15 protein-coding genes, 2 tRNA genes and 1 other RNA gene are annotated in these 19,998 nt (G+C 29.6%); 1 reads left to right on the top strand and 17 read right to left on the bottom strand.

All coding sequences use genetic code 11. From position 1 onward, the window contains the following. Nucleotides 1–108: 108 nt before the first annotated feature. From bsdtw1_RS05730 to polA, 17 genes are all read right to left on the bottom strand, one after another. Entirely contained in the window at nt 109–1,263 is a 1,155-nt protein-coding gene (locus tag bsdtw1_RS05730) for an amidohydrolase (protein WP_183276644.1), read from the bottom strand. 318 nt (nt 1,264–1,581) lie between these two features. Next, nucleotides 1,582–3,309, bottom strand: coding sequence for an ABC transporter substrate-binding protein (locus bsdtw1_RS05725; protein ID WP_183276643.1), 1,728 nt, complete (start codon nt 3,307–3,309; stop codon nt 1,582–1,584). 334 nt (nt 3,310–3,643) lie between these two features. Continuing rightward, nucleotides 3,644–4,141, bottom strand: a complete 498-nt coding sequence (locus bsdtw1_RS05720; protein ID WP_183276642.1) for a TspO/MBR family protein — start codon at nt 4,139–4,141, stop codon at nt 3,644–3,646. 233 nt (nt 4,142–4,374) lie between these two features. Next, complete coding sequence (locus bsdtw1_RS05715; RefSeq protein WP_183276641.1) at nt 4,375–6,399, bottom strand: sensor histidine kinase; 2,025 nt, start codon at nt 6,397–6,399, stop codon at nt 4,375–4,377. A 1-nt stretch (nt 6,400) separates the two neighbouring features. After that, on the bottom strand, nt 6,401–8,332 hold the full coding sequence (locus bsdtw1_RS05710; protein ID WP_183276640.1) for a sensor histidine kinase: 1,932 nt from the start codon (nt 8,330–8,332) through the stop codon (nt 6,401–6,403). Nucleotides 8,333–8,436: 104 nt separating this feature from the next. Further along, nucleotides 8,437–9,333 (bottom strand): tetratricopeptide repeat protein, encoded by an 897-nt coding sequence (locus bsdtw1_RS05705; protein ID WP_183276639.1) that lies wholly within the window; start codon nt 9,331–9,333, stop codon nt 8,437–8,439. Between the two features lie 149 nt (nt 9,334–9,482). Continuing rightward, nucleotides 9,483–10,070, bottom strand: coding sequence for a protein kinase family protein (locus bsdtw1_RS05700; protein ID WP_183276638.1), 588 nt, complete (start codon nt 10,068–10,070; stop codon nt 9,483–9,485). A gap of 295 nt (nt 10,071–10,365) precedes the next feature. Next, nucleotides 10,366–10,450: transfer RNA gene (locus tag bsdtw1_RS05695), tRNA-Leu, on the bottom strand. A 410-nt stretch (nt 10,451–10,860) separates the two neighbouring features. Continuing rightward, a non-coding RNA gene (ssrS, locus tag bsdtw1_RS05690) (6S RNA) lies at nt 10,861–11,053 on the bottom strand. 284 nt (nt 11,054–11,337) lie between these two features. Continuing rightward, nucleotides 11,338–11,640 (bottom strand): spore coat protein, encoded by a 303-nt coding sequence (locus tag bsdtw1_RS05685; protein ID WP_308463788.1) that lies wholly within the window; start codon nt 11,638–11,640, stop codon nt 11,338–11,340. A gap of 16 nt (nt 11,641–11,656) precedes the next feature. Beyond that, nucleotides 11,657–11,860: a hypothetical protein gene (locus bsdtw1_RS05680; protein WP_183276637.1), complete on the bottom strand. Its 204-nt coding sequence runs from the start codon at nt 11,858–11,860 to the stop codon at nt 11,657–11,659. A 183-nt stretch (nt 11,861–12,043) separates the two neighbouring features. Further along, on the bottom strand, nt 12,044–12,238 hold the full coding sequence (locus bsdtw1_RS05675) for an alpha/beta-type small acid-soluble spore protein (protein WP_183276636.1): 195 nt from the start codon (nt 12,236–12,238) through the stop codon (nt 12,044–12,046). Between the two features lie 536 nt (nt 12,239–12,774). Continuing rightward, nucleotides 12,775–12,856: transfer RNA gene (locus bsdtw1_RS05670), tRNA-Leu, on the bottom strand. A 174-nt stretch (nt 12,857–13,030) separates the two neighbouring features. Further along, the gene (locus bsdtw1_RS05665; protein ID WP_183276635.1) at nt 13,031–14,143 is read right to left on the bottom strand and encodes a glycosyl hydrolase family 8; all 1,113 of its coding nucleotides are present in this window, start codon (nt 14,141–14,143) and stop codon (nt 13,031–13,033) included. 126 nt (nt 14,144–14,269) lie between these two features. Beyond that, nucleotides 14,270–14,812: a lytic transglycosylase domain-containing protein gene (locus bsdtw1_RS05660; protein WP_183276634.1), complete on the bottom strand. Its 543-nt coding sequence runs from the start codon at nt 14,810–14,812 to the stop codon at nt 14,270–14,272. Between the two features lie 64 nt (nt 14,813–14,876). After that, entirely contained in the window at nt 14,877–15,476 is a 600-nt protein-coding gene (gene coaE, locus bsdtw1_RS05655) for a dephospho-CoA kinase (protein ID WP_183276633.1), read from the bottom strand. An 11-nt stretch (nt 15,477–15,487) separates the two neighbouring features. Further along, on the bottom strand, nt 15,488–18,094 hold the full coding sequence (gene polA, locus bsdtw1_RS05650) for a DNA polymerase I (RefSeq protein WP_183276632.1): 2,607 nt from the start codon (nt 18,092–18,094) through the stop codon (nt 15,488–15,490). 616 nt (nt 18,095–18,710) lie between these two features. On the opposite strand from polA, the gene bsdtw1_RS05645 reads away from it, so the two are divergent. Then, nucleotides 18,711–19,940, top strand: a complete 1,230-nt coding sequence (locus bsdtw1_RS05645; RefSeq protein ID WP_183276631.1) for an aminopeptidase — start codon at nt 18,711–18,713, stop codon at nt 19,938–19,940. The last annotated feature ends 58 nt before the right edge of the window (nt 19,941–19,998 follow it).

Here is a 19,998-nt window from a genome sequence, read left to right as displayed (position 1 = left end):
TATATTTGCCAATTTAAAAATTACAGCTTCTTAAAAAACAAAAAATATAGCCTCCCACTTAAGAGAAGCTATATTAATTATATACTATTTTAACTATAAATTAAACCTTTATTCATATTTACTAAAAACAACCTTACCATCTACTATTGTATATAAAGTTGTTGTAGCAACTTCGAAAGGACTTCCATCTAATATAACTATATCTGCATCTTTACCAGGTTCTAAACTACCAACTCTATCGGCTATACCTGCTATTTCTGCAGCATTTATAGTAATTGTACTTAAAGCTTCCTCAAAGGTTAAACCTGCTTTCATCGCAAATGCAGCACAAAGAGGTAAGTGTTCTATTTGAATAACTGGGTGATCAGTTATAATAGCTACTTTTACACCTGCCTTTATAAGCTCTACAGGTGTCTTAAAACTTTTATTTGTCAATTCTATCTTTGTACTAAAAGTCATGGTTGGACCAACCAATGCAGAAACCCCTGAATTCTTAATTTGATCAATTATCAAATGGCCTTCTGTACAATGGTCCAAAGTTATTGGAACATTAAATTCCTTTGCGATTCTTAGAGCCGTTAGTATGTCATCAGCTCTGTGAGCATGCGCCTTAAGAGGAATCTTTCCTTCTATTACAGGTACTAATGCCTCATATTTTAAATTTATTTCAAAAAAGTCTCCTTTTTCTTCAGCCTTCTTCTTCTTTCCAATATAATTTTTGGTTTCAGTTAGAGTCTGTCTAAGTAAAGCAGCTGTAGCCATCCTTGTCATAGGAGCTTTCCCTTTTGAGTTATACACTCTCTTAGGGTTTTCTCCAAAAGCAATCTTCATAGCTACTGGTTCTTTAAGTATCATTTCATCGATACAATTACCATGAGTTTTCATAGCTAAAAACTGTCCACCTATTACGTTAGCGCTTCCTGGTCCAGTAAGAACAGAAGTTACTCCGGCTTTAACTGCTTTTCTAAAAGCTCCATCTACTGGGTTTACACCATCTAAAGCTCTTAGATGAGGAGTTATCGGATCAGTCATTTCGTTGATGTCACGACCTTCGAAACCCATATTTTCTTCTTCTCCTCCAATATGAGTGTGCGCATCAATCATACCTGGTATTACATAACCACCTTTAGCATCAATAACTTCTTCTTCTAATACATCTATATTTTCTGCAACCTCTACTATTTTTCCATCCTTTATGAGAATGCTTCCACATTCCAAAGCTTGTCCGTTCATGGTGAAAATCTTGCCATTTTTTATTAGCATATTACCAACTCCTTATAGAAAATTTTGTAAAGCTTATATTATTATTTTAACATATATTAAAAATAATTAAACGTTAAAATAATTAATTTGCTTTAAGCAGTAAAAAAGTCGCTGAAGCGCCCTTCTTCAGTGAGTTTTTTTGACGCATCTGCTTTTCAGAATGTATATGAGGAAACTTACAGGTGAATTAGTTTTATTTTTTACTGTATAGCCATAAAAAACTTATAAAAGCATTGAAATATCTAGGTTTAGATACCTTAAAAATTTTATAATTTCATATACAGTAAAAAAAGAGGAGCATTTGCTCCTCTTCGTTTATTACTTAGCAGTAGGATCTGTCAATTCTACTTTATAGATGTCATAAGTCCAATCTCTGAATGCTGATATTTCCATACCTTTAACTCTTGAACTTACAGCCCAAACCCATTTAGGATTTGATATAAATAAATATGGAACTTCATCATTTATAAGTTTAGCCCATTCTTGATAAGCAGCTTTTCTTTCATCTAACTTAGTAGTTCCCATACCTTTTTTAAGTAATTCTTCTGATTTGTCTGGATGCCAACCAACTGAGTTGTTTCCACCTAGTGCATCTTGTGATTTAGAGAATATACCTGATGGATCTGGATCTGTTGAAAGTGACCAGCTCATTGCATACATTTGGAAATCTTGCTTGTCATAAACTTTTTCAACAACTGTGTTAAAGTCTAACATATCAGTTATAACATTAATACCAAGTTTCTTCCAGTCTTCTTTAACTATTGGAATAAGTGATTCCATCATCTTATTGTCAGATGTAGCTAACCAATGTATTTCAAATGGCTTTCCATCTTTTTCTCTTATCTTTGTACTATCATTCATCTTCCAACCAGCTTCGTCTAATAACTTATTAGCCTTGTCTACATCATACTTGTAATCATTTATGCCTGTTGGTTCAACCCATGATGTTGGTGCATTGTGTGTATTTGCAACACTTGCATATCCTTGATAATAAGAATTAACGAATTCATCTCTTCTTAAACCATACATAAGAGCTTGACGTACCTTCTTATCACTAAACATAGGTAATCTTGTATTTAATCCTATATATGAATAGCTGTTAGCAGAGAATATCTGTTGATCTAAGAATCCAGCAGCTTGAACCATCTTTACAGTGTTAGCATTAGCTGTTACTTGGTTTATATCAACCTGTCCAGCAGATAATTCTTGAACATTTGTCTTATCGTTTGTAACCTTGTAGATTATCTTAGCAATCTTAGGAGCACCTTTATAGAAGCCATCATTCTTTTCAAGGCTTACAGATTCACCTTGCTTAAATTCTACAAATTTGTATGGACCAGCACCTACTGGTTTATTAAAGCTATCCTTAATTTTTTGGATATTACCTTTTTCAAAGTTGTAAACAGCCTTTGGTAATATACCATAACCGAAATCATATATTCCAGGACCCTTTACTTCTGTTAAAGTGAAGGAAATAGTTTTCTTATCTATTACCTTTATACCTGATACTGAAGTTGCTGAGCCTTCTTTATATTCTTTGTAACCTTGAAGCTTTTCTACAGCATCAACTCTTGGTCCATCATACTTAGGATCACAGAAAGAAGTATAAGTGAATGCAACGTCATCAGCAGTAACTTCTGTACCATCTGAGAATTTAGCTCCATCTACTAATGTAAATGTGTAAGTCTTTCCATCATCAGAAATTTTCCACTCTTTTGCTAATGCAGGAGTTGGATTACCTTGTGCATCATTTGATATCAATGATTCAAATATTAAAGATACAATATATTGGTCATAAGTTGAATCTGCATATAAAGGATTGAATTTTCCTTTTGGTGCAGTACCACCAACTATAAGTGTATCCTTTCTGTCTTTAGCAACTTGTGGAAGCTTACTAGTATCAGTAGCTTTCTTTACCTCGTTTGCCTTAACAGTTTTAGCAGCATCATTAGCCTGCTTAGTATCATCTTTCTTTGTACCACATCCAGTTAGAACTATTGCTCCAGCTAGGATTGTGCTTAATAAAGCGATCGACTTTCTCTTCATTAAATTCCTATTCTTAGCACACATTTTTGCGCACTAGAATAGATTCACCCCCTTTTACTTTATATATATAATCTGAAAACAGATTTTCACAACATCAAAGGTTGTACAATTAATATTTTCAAATATTATTCATCAAATATTTAAATTATTTAGAAAGTATTAACAATTTTTTAATTCATATATAATATATACCATATCTTCTCAAATAAAACAACTATCTTTATAGAAACTTTTATTATTTTTTTATTTTTTTGCTTTTTTTACAATAAATTTCATATGTGAAAGCGGTGATATATTATTGAATTATCATTTTTCTTATATGTTTATTATATTTTTACATCTCATTCATTATCCACACAAACAAATTTAGTATACTTGCATATAAACACCAAAGTATGTAAGGCAACATAAGAAAACCTGCAACTTTATCTACTTTAAAAAACTTTATAATAGTAATAAATATAAAAATTATTAACACTACTAATTCAATAAAAGCTACGCCATACAATTTTAGTTTGAAAAATATTATGGGCCACAAAAAATTTAGTATTAATTGGATATAATAATAAACTAGTGCATTTTTTGTATTCTTCCCTTGCTTTCTTAGCTCGTATATTCTATACGCAGCAATTCCTATAAGAATATACAGCACAGCCCACACTAGTGGAAAAACCCAACTTGGCGGTGAAAATATTGGTTTATTAAGATTTACATACTGTTTGTCCGCATCATTAGTAAAAAAACCTATCATTACCCCTCCTCCAAGTGAAATTAGAATACTTATTATTAGATCACCAATATTAAATTTATTATTTACTTTTAAAAAACTCATTACATCCCCCTTGTTTCGTTTTTTTATACTATGAAAATTATCGCCAAACTATTCCATAAATTTCAATTCTTCTTTTGTTGAGTAAAAATGTAACATTAAAATTCAAAAACTATTTTAAAAGCCTCCTCTTTCTTATAAGAGAAGGCTTTTGAAATATAAATTTTAGTTCTAAAAAGTACACATAGAGATAATTTTCTTAACATAATATCAAGAGTTTATAATGTCTAAGGTAATCAAATATATATATCTGAAAACTCAATATCTACCTTCTCTTTTAACTCATTTATATTAGCATTTTTATATTCTATATAATCCCCTCTATAATCTTTTGTTCTCTTAAATTTTATATCGAATCTATTTCCATAATTAAATGAATTTAATTTGATTTCACCTTCTTGTAGCTCTATTAATGCTTTAGATATAAAAAGACCTAACCCACTGCCTTCTTTTCTACTATTAAGTGAATATTGATTTTTAGAGAATTTATCGAATATATAATCCTGTTCTTCTTCAGATATTGAATCTGAATCATTAAGTATACATATATCCACAAAATCGCTGTCACAAGTTATTGAGACGAAAATAAATCCACCAGGTTTTCCATACTTTACATTATTAGAAAGTAGATTCAATATAACTCTTTCAATTAATTCCTTGTCACATTTAACATATATTTCTTCTTCATCTACATCAAAGGTAAGTTTCATATTAAACTTTTCTATATATCCTATTGTAGATTGTGCTACGTCTTCCACCAAATCTACTATGTTATATATCTTCATATCTGGAGTTAAATATCCTTCTGATAGCTTATTTGTATCAATAAAATTATTTATAGTTCTTATAAGTCTAAGACAATTTCTTTTTATATTTTCTCCATTTTTACTCAATCCACTTTTGTTTTTTTCTAAGAGGTATAGATCATTTAACTGTAACGCAGAAAAAATAACATTTATAGGAGTTCTTAATTCGTGGGATATATTTGTGTAAAATTGTCTTTTTATTTCGTCATCTTTTATATACCCTTCCAACTCACTTTTCAAATTTTTAATTTTTCCTATATCAGTAACATCTCTGATTAAAACAACACATATCTTATTATTAATACACTCAGTAGATATGTCGTATAACCTTATACTACCATCAATATCAATAGAAAAATTCATACTGTTTTTCTCAAGTGCCGTATATGTGCTGCTTAAAGAACCTATATAATCAATAAATTCACCAAGCTTAAGCTTCTCGATTTTCTTGTAATCGCCACAAATAAATTCTAATAGTTTTTTTGCAGACGAATTTATAAAATTAATTTTTTCGTATTCAAAAATCAATATGGAATCTGGTATAGAGTTAATTAGTATATTATATTTGCTTTTACTCATTTCCATCATTTTCTGAAGTTCAATTTCTAAATTCATTCTCTTTTGTAGTATGCTACTATAATGTTTTTGATCTTTTTCCATTTGCTTAAGTTCCTCGTACATTTCACTGTAGGTTCCTTGTATGAGGAATTTGCTTATACCTTCAAAAAGAGTGTAATAGGCTAAATATTTCAAAATATGCACTGTTAAAATTATATTATAATTAATATTATCATAGCTTGTAAAAGTCACCTTAGCTATACTCTCATATATAATCACAAGAGAGAGGTATACAAGAATATATTTTTTACTATCATTACTTATACTAGTACTTCCCAGTACTGCTATAAATACAAATATAAATATGAGTATAATAATCCCCCAGTTTAAATTTATAAAAATAAATCTACGATATGCAATTGAATTCGATTTTGTATAGTAATAAATCATTAAAAGCGAAGCAAAAATAGCTACACCACCTGCGAAAAATATTGTAACTGCTTTAAGATAACCTATAGCTTTCTTATTAAAATATAGGGATAAAATTATAACTAAATGTTCTAACCAACTAGTGATAAGCCACATTGGCAAAGTAAAGTTTAATACTTGCTCATACTTTTTGCCGTCATTAAACGATAATATATGTACTAAATTCGCTATACATATAACAGAAAAACCTAAACCTATATAAGTAAATAGATTATGTCTTCTTAAATTAAATCTATTTATAGACATCATAGTAAGTGAAGCTCCAAAAGTTGTACATAGTATTTCAACAAATTGATGAAAGAACATATAATCCCGATTCTTTTCGTATACCAGTATTATAATCAAAAGTAAAGGAATAAACAGTTTAAGCACAATATTTTTAGATTTTATAATAGAATTATCATTCATCTTAAACTAACTCCCTCGTAAACTTTATTACAACTTTTGTTCCTTTACTCTTGCCACTTTCAATAGAAACTTGTCCACCTTGCAATTCCACTAAATTCTTTACTACATATAACCCCAGTCCAGAGCTTTGATTTGTAGTTATTTTACTTCGGTCTTTAGAATTGAATTTTCCAAAAGCACTCTTCATATACTCACTGCTAATTCCTCTCCCTTGATCCGAAACTTCAATGGCTACTAAAAGTTCATCACATCTTAGATATACATTTATTTCACCTTCGTCAGAATATTTTATTGAATTTGATATTAGATTTAATATGATTCTTTCTATGAAGTTTCTATCACAAAGTACAAAAATCTCTTCTTCTTCTGTATCAAAAATAAGTTCAAGATTTTTATCTCGCGCATATTCTACCAGATGTTGTATTGTTTCTTCTATTATATCCACAATATTATATCTTGACATTTGAGGCTTTAAATAATCAAAATCTATCTTTGATGTATCAATTATGTTGTTAGCCAACCTAATAAGAGTCATGCAATTATCTTTATTTATAAGATTATATTTTCTTATCATTTCAAAATCATCATTTTCTAATAAATATTTATAAAGCTGTGTTGCACTATATATTACATTTATTGGAGTTTTCAAATCATGGGAGATAGTTGAGAGAAAAGTCCTTCTCATCTTCTCTTCCAATCTCTTTTGGTTAATACTTTCTTTCATATTTTCAAATTTTATCTTTTCTGTCACATTACTTAATATTAAAATTGACTCATCTTCATTATTATTTATATAAAATTGCCTTATTTCAAAATATGCCACTTCTCCATTAATCTCACTAATACCATCATAATTTATACAATCATCTTTATAGACAACAGTGCTTTCGTTTTTATACACAATAGATTTTATACTTTTGTTTATAATATCCTTCAAATGCACAATATTGAACATTTTTATAAATTGATTGTTTGCAAACATTATTCTATTAGTAGAATTATTAATAATCACCATTGGCAATGGCATTCCATCAAAAAGCTTTTTATAATCATTTTCTCTTCTTTCAATACTTTCTCTTATCTTTGCCATAGTCATATTTTTTAAATAAATTCTTTTATTAAATTCTTCTAATTGCATATTGTGCCAATAAATATCATTAAATATAGTTTTATAAGGCTTTTCTAAAAACTTATCTAATAAGCCAGCCCCCATAATTAAGTATGCTCCTAATCTAATTATATTAAATAAGAAGAAAAGAATCTGCACATCCAAAACTAAATACAATAAATGCAAAATAAAGGAAAAGCCTATAGTATACACATAAATAATAAAGAAGTTGAATTCATTATTGTTCTTATAACTAAATTTTCTAAGCTTCAACATAGGCTCTATCAAGATTAATATACCTATCCCCTGAGTTATGTACTCAATACTATTTCTAAAGATTCCAATTGTACTCAACATATAAAAGATTGATATTATTACAAGTAGTGAAAATACATGAATCCATATAAGCTTTCTATAACTGTATTTCTTATCTATCGTATTAACAGCAAGATGTATATAGATACTTTCCGCCAAGCTACATATGTCCATATTCTGCAGTACAATATTGTAATATTGTTGAACATTGCTACCACTAGATATTTGCAAAGTTATATTCATAACGTTTAACAATCCTATTATAAAGAATATAACGTAAGAGAATAGTAAAAACCTAGAATCTGCCAATTTAGTAGTTGTATATAAAATTATCATAAGTTCAAAACATATCATTATAATTATTATATTTATTAGATATATTACTATGCTAGAGTTTATATTAAAAGAAATAAAGAAAAGAACAAATAGTACGCCAAATACAAGTATGGTTTTTAGAATCTTTTCGTGGTTTAAATATAGAAAATCTAACTGCCATTTATTTTCATTCATAATATAACCTCCTACAGAATTATTTTATATTAATTATGACAAAATAGGAATATAATTTCTATTTTAACACAAAACAAATCAAAAAAAGACACAAGATATATATTTTATCTTGTGACATAAAAATCCTTATATAATTTGCTATTCCTCGTAACTTCAAGTTCATCATCTTCATTTATATATTTGATAAACCCTGGGTAAAGCTCTACTGCTTTTATCAAATCTCTAGCAGCTTCATCTATTCTATTTAGACGTGATAAAAAACAGCTTCTATTATAATAAAGAAACTCGCATTCTTTATTGCTTTCAATTCCTTTTGATAAGACATCTATACCTAATTCAATATCATTTCTATCCTTATAAAGTATGGCTAGGTTTAAATATCCGTAAGGGTATTCTCTGTTTATCTTAATAGACCTTCTATAATAATTTTCTGCTTTATCAATTATGTTGAGTCTTGTATAGATTACTCCCATATTAAATAAAGCCAAATAATTCTGCCTATCTAGTTCTAAAGCCTTACTAAACATTTTGAATGCCAAATCATATTTTCCTAACTCCTCATAAGTTGATCCTAAGTTTGTATATCCCCAGAAGTCGTATGGGTTTATTTCTATAAATCTTAGATAATATTCTATTGTACTTTCCTTATCTCCCAAGCTATCATATGCATTTGCTAAGAAAAAACAGGCTTTTCCATATAAAGGATTAATTTCTAGAGCTTTTTTATAATATGAAATAGCTTTATCATATTGTTCTCTATCATCATAGATAACACCTAGACCATAGTAAGCTCTTTCTTCTAATTTATCCTTTTTTATTATATCTTCATATGTCTCTATAGCCTGATCCCGCAAGCCTAGCTCATCATATATTAATCCGATATTAATCAACACTTCTATATTAGAATAATTTTCTTGTCTACTGGCTTCCATATAGTGATTTAAGGCCTTCAAAAGTTGCCCTTGGCTATATGCTTTCTCTGCTAAGTTTATGTAATCCATATAACTACCTACTTTAAATATAATTTATCCTACTTATAGATACCCCAGTTCTACTCTAAGAAATTCATTTATAATTCTATTAACTATAAATGAAAACTAAATTAATTAGTTATATGTTATTTGGAACTGTTCTATCTATATATTATAACTTACTTTATACCTAGTTTTATATACTTACCCATCTTATATTTCCACAATATATATTTTTCCCTATCTAACTGACTTATATTTTCAAAAAAAACTTCTAATGCATCTAAATTAAAGAGTCCTTTCATTAAATGGCGAGGATAGTTTACTTTTTTTGTATAATTATTTTTAGGATCAATTATAACCACTGACATGTCTTCTTGTACATAAATATCCTTGCATCTTATATCTATCCTAGAAAAACCAAGCTTTATAAATTCGTTAGTCATATTGAGTAATGACTTACATATTTCCTTGTTAAGCCCGTTATCCTTGATATACTTATCCAACCTTTCTCCACCAACATAGTCTCTTACTATATATAATTCTCCACAATTATGTATAACAGGAAAAAACTTCGACCCCTTTACTTTTAATAATATATCAGTCTCCTCATCGCAAACCTTTTTTTCTCTAAATATCTTTATTATCTTGTTACCAGGCAAGCTATATACTATCCCATTATGCCCTTCCCCTAAAAATTCTGCATTCTTAAATTCACTTTCTATCTCATCAGTAAACTCAACGCTATAGTCAATATTTCTGGCCAAACAACTCACATCCTATGATGAATTTTACTAATTTATACGTTTCTATATCATTAAATATTCCTTTTTGGATAGTTTTAATTACGTTTACGGGTAAATATTTATTATATACAGATGAACAACTTCATAATATGCTTTATTTTGAGTTTAAAGAATGAAATGATTTATCTTCTATACAGTTTCTACTGATAACAATTAAAACAAAAGCACAGAAAATACTACTTTATGTATAAATAAAAAAGCCAGCATACAATAAAAATTGTAATACTAGCTTTTTATAATTAATCTATATTTCCCCTGGTGCAGATGACGGGACTTGAACCCGTACGTAAAATTACACGCGCTTCTGAGACGCGCCTGTCTGCCAATTCCAGCACACCTGCAGATTAATATGTTAATATATTACATATTTAAAGTATATTTCATTTATTTTCCAATGTCAACTTCCCGTTACCCCAATATAAAACCTCATGTTTATTAAATATTTATAGATAACTTTATAACTAATTTTATATCGAAAGTTTAACCACATGTCTTCACTGCAATGGTATATTTATACATTTAAACATAAAAAAAGTCGCTGAAATGACCTTCTTCAGTGGGTCTCTTTGCGCATCTACCTTTCCGAATGTATATGAGAAAAATCTGATAGTCAACAAGATTTATTTTTTACTATATAGCCACAAAAAACTTCTAAAGCTATTGAAATATCCAGGTTTAGATAACTAAAAAATTCATACTTTTCTAGACAATAAAAAAGAGAAGCATTACTACTTCTCCTTAAAATTCATAAAGTTACTCCAAAATACCGTTGCCCTAATTTTGACACCTATCTCTCGATAGGTGGGTGTCCTCACAATTATATCAATCGCCTAAAATGCCATCTAAGGGACTCACAGAAAGGTACATATCCACAATTAAATCTTGAACTCCCTTTGTTGTAATGTAGGTTCAAAATAAGAGCTTGACGCATATCCCAGAACATATGAATTATTATACAATTTTTATGGATATTTTTAATATCCTGTTCTCTATAACTGAATTATAAACTATATGAAAATAAATTTCAATAGTAAATTTATCAAGTTTATATGAACTAATTTATTGCACTAATAACAGTGTTATTAGTAACTTTACTACCGAAATTATATTTTAAACTCTAATTTCAGAGATGTCAATCACTTTATTTTAATGAAAAGACTTATGCTTTTTAGCATAGATATAACTCCTATAACTTAATAGGTCTATTCATTAATAAAAGTATCTATTTCTAATCTCTATCAATAACGTCTTCTGATTTTTTAAAAGCATCAGAGAGCTGTTCAGTTGTTGGTGCATATGGTTGTTCCCATCCACGTTTAACAGCTAATTCTGAAATTGCTGCATGCCCATTAAGAACTTGGCTTAGACTTGATGCATACATCGCTCTTAATTCTGGTGTAGGACTTGCCAATGTAGCATTAAGATATGCATTAGCAGCACCCTTTGCACCTGCTAACATATTACTAACTATAACTTCATCATTCATAACTGTATCTTTCTTACCTATTCCTTCTAAAATAGTTGATATCATCTCAGGTCACCTCTCCTTATCTTATTATTTGGTTTTCATTTATAAATTGTTGTATTCCTTTTATTCTGCCTTCTGCTGCCAATATTCCAGCTTCTGCTTGTTTCTTTATTTCATCATCATTTATAAAGCTTTGTACAGCTCTTGATACAGCCAATCCGTCTCTTTCCAATGTTAATAATGATGTTAACGACATAACTTCTGCTTCTGAAAGTTTTCTCATGTTAATACCTCCCATTTAATTTATTTCTTACTTATTTTCTGTATTTAATAAGGTATTAATCATGTAAATCTTGGTAAAACTTTATATCCCACAAAATTTCCACTTTGCATTTCTTATTTCCCTAGTTAGAAAAAATTAAAAGGGGTAGATATTAATATCTCCCCTCTTATATACTACTGTTTTCTATAGATTTTTTTCGTAAGATTCTATCATTTTCTTAACCATCTGTCCGCCTACAGATCCAGCTTCTCTGCTTGTTAAATCTCCATTGTAACCTTCTTTTAAGCTAACTCCAACTTCTCTAGAAGATTCCATTTTAAATTTATTTAATGCTTCCTTTGCTTCAGGTACTAATACTCTATTACTTCTATTTGACATTTTGTATTCCTCCTTTGTAATTGATTTGTTTAAGTATTAGTATTATTTGCGAATATTTATTAATTAAACTGAAATATCATTGGAAGCTTATCCAACCAATCCCATACATTATAATTAATTCATAACTATCAGTAAATAAAGATAGATAAATTTAAAACACTCCTCTTTTAAAGAGGAGTGTTTATTAACGTAATAGAATAAGAGTTATTAATTATTATTTAATATTTACTTGAAAGTGAGGTTTAATATATTATATTTAATTGGTAAAATAACGTTACAGGAAATCACTGCAAATTTGGTTCTTTTTAACATATAGATATCCCATTTCCAAGATTGAAAAACATACCAAAAATTATTTTAACTATTAATGGTATTTCACTTAATAAATAAATTTAATTTGGAACTGGTATATCTATAGGTGACCATTATGTATTTGATATAATCCCCCACACGTTTACGATAAAAACGCAAAAAAATCGTGCGATGTTATTAATCGTACGATTTCCTTGATTTATCTTGGTTTAACGTATAAAATTTGGTGCGAAAGACGGGACTTGAACCCGTACGGTCTCCCACACGCCCCTCAAACGTGCGCGTCTGCCATTCCGCCACTCTCGCATATTTTGTATAACAATAGAGGGTCTTCAGCTTTTTTAGCTGACAAGTACAATTTTACTACTGATTTTTTTACTCGTCAATAGAAAAATGCTAAGTATTGATTAAGTAGAACAACCTGATAGAGAAAGAAGACATCTATCAGGTTGTTTTATAAGTTGCTAAATATGTACCAAATTACTTCTGCATAGCTAAAACTGCATTTAAATTATCAAATGAGTATACTTCCTTTGTTTCAGCATTACCAAAAGCACCATAAATCTCATTATTCTTATCTACTACTTGGAATTCTAACAGTTTTTTAATAAGAAGATTATACAATTCTGTGTCTCCTGACTGCTTTGCGATCATAGCCGCAACAGAATATATAGCCGTTGATCTGATGTCTGTAGACGGCTTTCCTGTGTTTATATCATACATAGCATATAGAGCACCATCTGTAACTAATCTTTCTTTTACCCAATTAACAGTGGTTGTTATGTCTCCTCCATCTTGCTTAAGATATAAGGAAGTTATAAGTGATAAAAGTGTATCGGCATCTTTTTGTTCTACAAATCCTTTTTTGTTAACATCATAGGTATTTTTATATAATGGTAAAGTATTTGATATATATGCTTTACCTATAAGCTGTCTAGACTCATTATATTTATCCATCCATCTTCTATCTATACTTTTAAGTATCCCCATGGTATTTACATCAAGATAACATATAGTAACTGATTTGCTTTTTCCATAACTATCTTTAAAATCAACAGGAACATTAGTGGTTATATTGTTCTTTAAGATTGAATCGGATATCTTTATTGCATATTTTCTATAATCAAATTCTTTCCATCGATCATACCCATATATTAAAGCTTTTATTATTCTAAAATCATCTATAGTGGCTGATGTTTCTGCTAGAGTTCCTTGATCTATTCTCCATGCAACAGAATTACTTTTAAGAAGCATTTGCTTCATCACTATATTGCAATGTTTATCAAACAGCTCCTTATCACCTTGCTCTACAGCATACAACATAATTAGCCCTTCTGATTCAGAAAGCACTGCGTGTCCTTTTGTAATATCCTTGGAACTTGGTTGATCTATGTAATTAGTATATATACCATTTTTAGAATCAGTCATTTTATTATTAAGGAAGTTTAGCGTTAATTCTTCCTCTTTAGTAATTTTGGGAGTTGACCATTGTTTATTAAGCTTTATTGGAACCAAGTATCTAATATTGATTACCGCGGTTGTTCCAATAATTATAAAAACAATCAGAATAATTAGTAGTATCTTCTTTTTCATCACTTTCTCCTCATTTGATAAGTTAAATAACCGCAAATTTATACCACTTTATTCTTAAGCTATCTCTAAGAAATTTTATTTAATTTCTTAAACTTAACTTATAGATAAAGTGGTCTATTTTAAATATTAATTATATAAAAATTTGTAAATATTATAATTTACTTTAACTTTCTTTAAGTATTTATCTGTTTCCTTAAAGGGTATATATTTCAATGACTTTCCATCATTTGAGTATCTACTATCATTGAGCCACTTATTTACATTTCCACGTCCTCCATTGTAAGCCGCAATTACTAAATCCATATCCTGAAATTCATCTCTTAAATTTCTTAGATACCACGACCCCATATTTATATTGTACTGAGGATCTAGTAACTGTGAAGGATCAGAATAAGTAATATTCATTTCTTTTGCAGCCCACTTAGCTGTACTGTCAGTTACTTGCATAAGTCCATGTGCATCTTTAAATGAGTGTGCATTTGTATTAAAATTACTTTCTGCCTTTATAACAGACAATACTAATAATGGATCCAAGTTATATTCTACACTGTACTTCTTAATAACATCTTTATATTTATATGGATACATTAAATTATAAACACACCATCTAAAGCCCAATAGTATTATGGCTATAACAACAAAAAATACAATGTATTTTCTTAATTTCATAACATTCTCCTAAACATATTAGGGCTTAATATCACCACAAAAATTGATTCTATTCACTTATATTTTACTTATAAAGGTTTAATATTTCTATCATATCATCTACTTGTTCTTTAGTCTTTATCAAGCTGGTGCTATTATCTATTATAAAATTTGCATATTCCTTTTTTCTATCTAAAGGTAATTGTGCATTTATCCTATTCAAAGCTTCACTCTGACTCAATTTATCTCTAAGCTTTAATCTTGAAAGCTGTGCGTTACTATCAGACCAAACTAATATAACAAAGTCCATCTCTTCATGCATGTTGTTTTCGATTAATGTTGGAGCATCTAAAATCACAATTCCAGCACCTTTCTTATTGTATGCATCAAATGAATCATTTATCTCTTTTATGATATAAGGCATTATTATATTTTCATATTTGATTCTTTGCTTAGGAAATCTGAATATATGATTGCCAAACTCTTTCCTTCTAAATTCACCTCTCCAATCAAAAAATCCATCTCCAAAGTCATCTCTTACCTTTATAAGTATTTCTGGATATTTTGAAAGTACATCCTTTGCAATTTGATCAGCATCTATAATGCAAAAACCTGATTCTAGAAGTATCTTAGAAACTGTACTCTTACCAGTACCAATTCCCCCAGTTAACCCAACCTTAATCATAATTTCCTCCTTTATTTAGCATCATACCAACTTTCACCTATATTAATATCAACTTCAAGTGGAACATTAAGACTTACTGCACTTTCCATCTCTTCTTTAATAATTGTTTTTATTTGCTCTAGCTCTTCTGGCACTACGTTTATAATAAGTTCGTCGTGTACCTGAAGTATTAATTTACTTTTCATCTTTTTCTCTTTTAATGTATTATATACACTTACCATAGCCATCTTTATTATATCTGCAGCACTTCCTTGAATAGGTGCATTCATAGCCAATCTCTCACCTAAGGATTTTACTATCTTGTTAGAAGCAGTTATCTCAGGTATAAACCTTCTTCTATTTAATATAGTTGTAACATATCCATCTTTTCCTGCTTCTTTAACTATGTTATCCATAAACTCTCTGATCTTTGGATATCTTTCAAAGTATATATCCATATATTCTTTAGCTTCTTTTTTTGTTATATGGAGATCTTGTGAAAGACTAAAATCACTTATACCGTACACTATTCCAAAATTAACAGCCTTAGCTCTGCTCCTCATTAGTTTTGTAACTTCATCTAACGGAGTTTTAAATACTTCCGAAGCTGTTTTTGTATGAATATCTATATCATGTTTGAAGGCATCGATCATATTCTCATCATTTGCAATATGAGCTAAAACTCTAAGTTCAATTTGAGAATAATCGGCTGAAAGTATCACATCATCTTTTTCTCTAGGAATAAATACTTTTCTAATCTCTCTACCCATCTCATATTTTATAGGTATATTTTGAAGATTAGGTTCTGTGGATGAAAGTCTTCCAGTTGTAGTTACGGTTTGATTAAAGTTAGAATGTATACATCCATCCTCATCAATAACTGCCTTTAAACCTTCTATATATGTTGAGTATATCTTTGTTAACTGTCTAAAGTAAGTTATCTTATCTATTATAGGGTGTTTATCGGATAACTTTTCTAGCACCTCTGCGTTTGTTGAATATCCAGTCTTAGTCTTTTTAACCACTGGTAAATCAAGCTTTTCAAATAAAATCTTTCCTAATTGCTTAGGTGAATTTATATTAAATTCTTCATCTGCAAGTTCATATATAGTCTTTTGACTTTCTTCTATTTCATTTTTAAACTTCACTGATAGTTCATCTAGTATTTTAGAGTTAACCTTAAAACCATACTCTTCCATAGAAGAAAGTACTAAGGTTAATGGAAGCTCAACTTCATATAATAATTTTTCCATGCCTGCTTCTTCAATTTTAGTCTTAAGATATGAATATAGCTTTTTCATATGAAAACATAGCTTCATATTCATTACAGTATCATCACCTTTAGGGTCTTCTCCTACATACTCATTCACTAAAGTTAAAAGTGGATAAGTACCTTTTGATGAATCAATTAAGTAAGCAGCTAGGGCAGTATCAAATACAAGCCCCTTCATTTCTATATCTAGCTTTCTAAGAGCAGTTAAGAAATTCTTTACGTCATGGCTTATTTTCTTAACATTATCATCTTCAAAGAATTTTCTTATAATGCTTATTCCCTCTTCATTATTAATACCTTCAAAAACTATCTCATAATTTTTGTTTCCATCTGATATAAATATGCTCTTTATGTTAATCAACGAATACTTACTTATTCCATCTAAATTAAAAGTGAAGTAAACTTCTTTCTCTAAAGCTTCTAAAGCCAACTTTAACTGATCATTATTAGTTATGCTCTCAAATTCGATATCTGTATCTACCGAATCTCCGTCTTCAATTGCAGCTTCTGGCAACTTATCAAGCAGAGTTTTCATTTGTAGTTTAAAGAATAACTTTCTAAGACCTTCTTTATCATAGTTTTCATTAGATCTTATCTCATCTAAATCAAATTCGATTGGAACTTCAGTATTTATAGTAGCCAATCTCTTTGAGAATATTGCCTGTTCACTGTACTGTATTAGGTTTTCTTTAACCTTTTTACCACTTATCTCTTCTACATTTTCTAATACACTCTCAACACTACCGTAGGTTTGGATAAGCTTAAATGCAGTCTTTTCACCTATACCTGGAACACCTGGTATATTATCTGACTGATCTCCCATAAGGCCCTTAACATCAATAAACTGAGTTGGAGTAACCCCCATCTCTTCTATCATTCTAGTTCTTGTGTATATTTCTCTCTCAGTAATTCCCTTTTTAGTTATTACTACATTTATATTATCTGACGCAAGCTGAAGAGCATCTTTATCTCCAGTTACTATATAAACTTCTATCTCATTCTTTTCTGCAAACTTAGCCAAACTTCCGATTAAATCATCTGCTTCATAACCATCCATTTCATAAATACTTATGCTAAATAGGTTAAGCATTTCTTTAACTATCGGAAACTGTGCTGCAAGCTCTGGAGGCATTTTCTTTCTTCCAGCCTTATAATCTTGGTATTCTACATGTCTAAAGGTCGGTGCCTTCCTATCAAAAGTAGATACTATGTAGTCTGGTTTAAAATCTTCTCTCATCTTAATAAGCATATTTGTAAATCCATAAACTGCATTTGTATATATGCCTTCATTTGTAGATAAAAGAGGAATTGCATAAAATGCTCTATTAAGTAAACTATTACCGTCCAATATCAATAAACGTTTCATAAAATTAATCCTCCAAATTCTTCTTTTAAAAGTACAAAACTATGGTAGAAATTTTCTCACCTTATATTTTTAAATGTATATATAATACTCATAATTCCTATAATAATTTTATTGACTAAAAGCTATAAGTATATTCTTACAAAATAATTAACAAAATGTAAGTTCTTTATCTCTTTATACATTATAATATAAACAGTATTTCTTTCCAACCATGTATAACCAATAAGTAAGCATTTTAAAGTAAATGCCCATAAATTGTGGTTATAATGAAGCGGTACATCCATATAAGGTCAAATAAAACCATATATATTGATTTTTCTCATAAAAATTAAATTAATTCATCTTTAGCTGCTTTATATGGTAAAAAATCGCTGAAGCGACTTTCTTCGGTTATTTTTTGCGCATCTGCCTTTCTTGAACGTATGTGAAGAAATTTTGGCAGACGATACATTATTCTTTTTTATTCTTTAACTTATATTATGTCTTAAGTCTGTTTGCATAATTATTTACAGATATAATTGAGGTATAAATTTGTAAAGAATAAAAAAACATTTTAATTATTGCTATGATTTGGTAAAATTCTATATAAAGAATTTTTTACAAGAGAGGTGTCAAAATGAAAGAAGATTTTTTAAGAAAATACGCTGAGCTTGCAGTAAAAACTGGTGTTAACATACAAAAGGGACAGCTTTTAGTTATTACTTCTCCAATTGAGTGTGCTCCTTTTACTAGATTAGCTACAGAAGTTGCTTACGAAGCTGGTGCTAAGGACGTTATCGTTCAATGGAATGATGAAATCTGTACAAAGATCAAATATTTAAAGGCTCCTGAAGAAGTATTCGATACGATTCCAAAGTGGATGGTTGATTCTAGACTTTCATCAGCAAAAGAAGGAGCTGCTTTTTTAAGTATATCAGCTGCAGATCCTGAACTTTTAAAAGATGTTGATCCTAAAAGAATTGCAAGATTTCAAAAAACTTCTCAATTAGCTTTAAAGGAATTTAGTGAAAGACTCATGAGCAATAAAAACTCTTGGGCTGTGGTTTCAATTCCAACTACAGGCTGGGCTACTAAGGTGTTCCCAAACAGCACACCTGAAGAAGCTGTTGAACTATTATGGAATGAAATCTTTAAAGTAGTTAGAGTTGATAGTGAAGATCCAGTAGCAGCTTGGGATATTCATAAAAATACCCTAAGTGAAAAAATGAATTTCCTTAACTCTAAAAACTTTAAATCTCTACATTATAAAAATGAAAAAGGTACTGATTTAACAATTGAGCTTCCAGAAGGTCATATCTGGGCTGGAGGCGCTGACTACACTGCTGATGGTGTTGAATTTATAGCAAATATGCCTACTGAGGAAGTATTCACTCTTCCAAAGAAAACAGGAGTAAATGGTATAGTATATAGTTCAAAACCTCTTAACTATGGCGGAAATCTAATAGATGACTTCTCTATTACCTTCAAGGATGGAAGAATCGTTGATTTCACTGCCGAAAAAGGTTATGACACTTTAAAGAATATAGTTGAAACAGATGAAGGTTCTCACTACTTAGGAGAGGTTGCTCTTGTACCTTTTGATTCACCAATATCTAATTCAGGTATAATATTCTTTAACACTTTATATGATGAAAATGCATCCTGCCACCTTGCAATCGGAGCTTCATATCCTATATGCATAAAAGATGGAGAAAACCTTAGTGAAGAAGATCTAGAAAAGAAAGGTGCTAATCAGTCTATAACTCATATAGACTTTATGGTCGGAACTGAAGATCTTGAAATAGTTGGAACTACTCACGAAGGTGAAGAAATTCAAGTGTTTAAGAATGGCAACTGGGCTTTTTAATTGATTTTATTTTTTACTGTATCGCCATAAATAGCTTCTGAATGCGTTGAAATAACTA

It is taken from the genome of Clostridium fungisolvens (assembly GCF_014193895.1).
Classification (GTDB): domain Bacteria; phylum Bacillota; class Clostridia; order Clostridiales; family Clostridiaceae; genus Clostridium_AR; species Clostridium_AR fungisolvens.
This window is presented reverse-complemented; position numbering and strand designations above follow the sequence as displayed.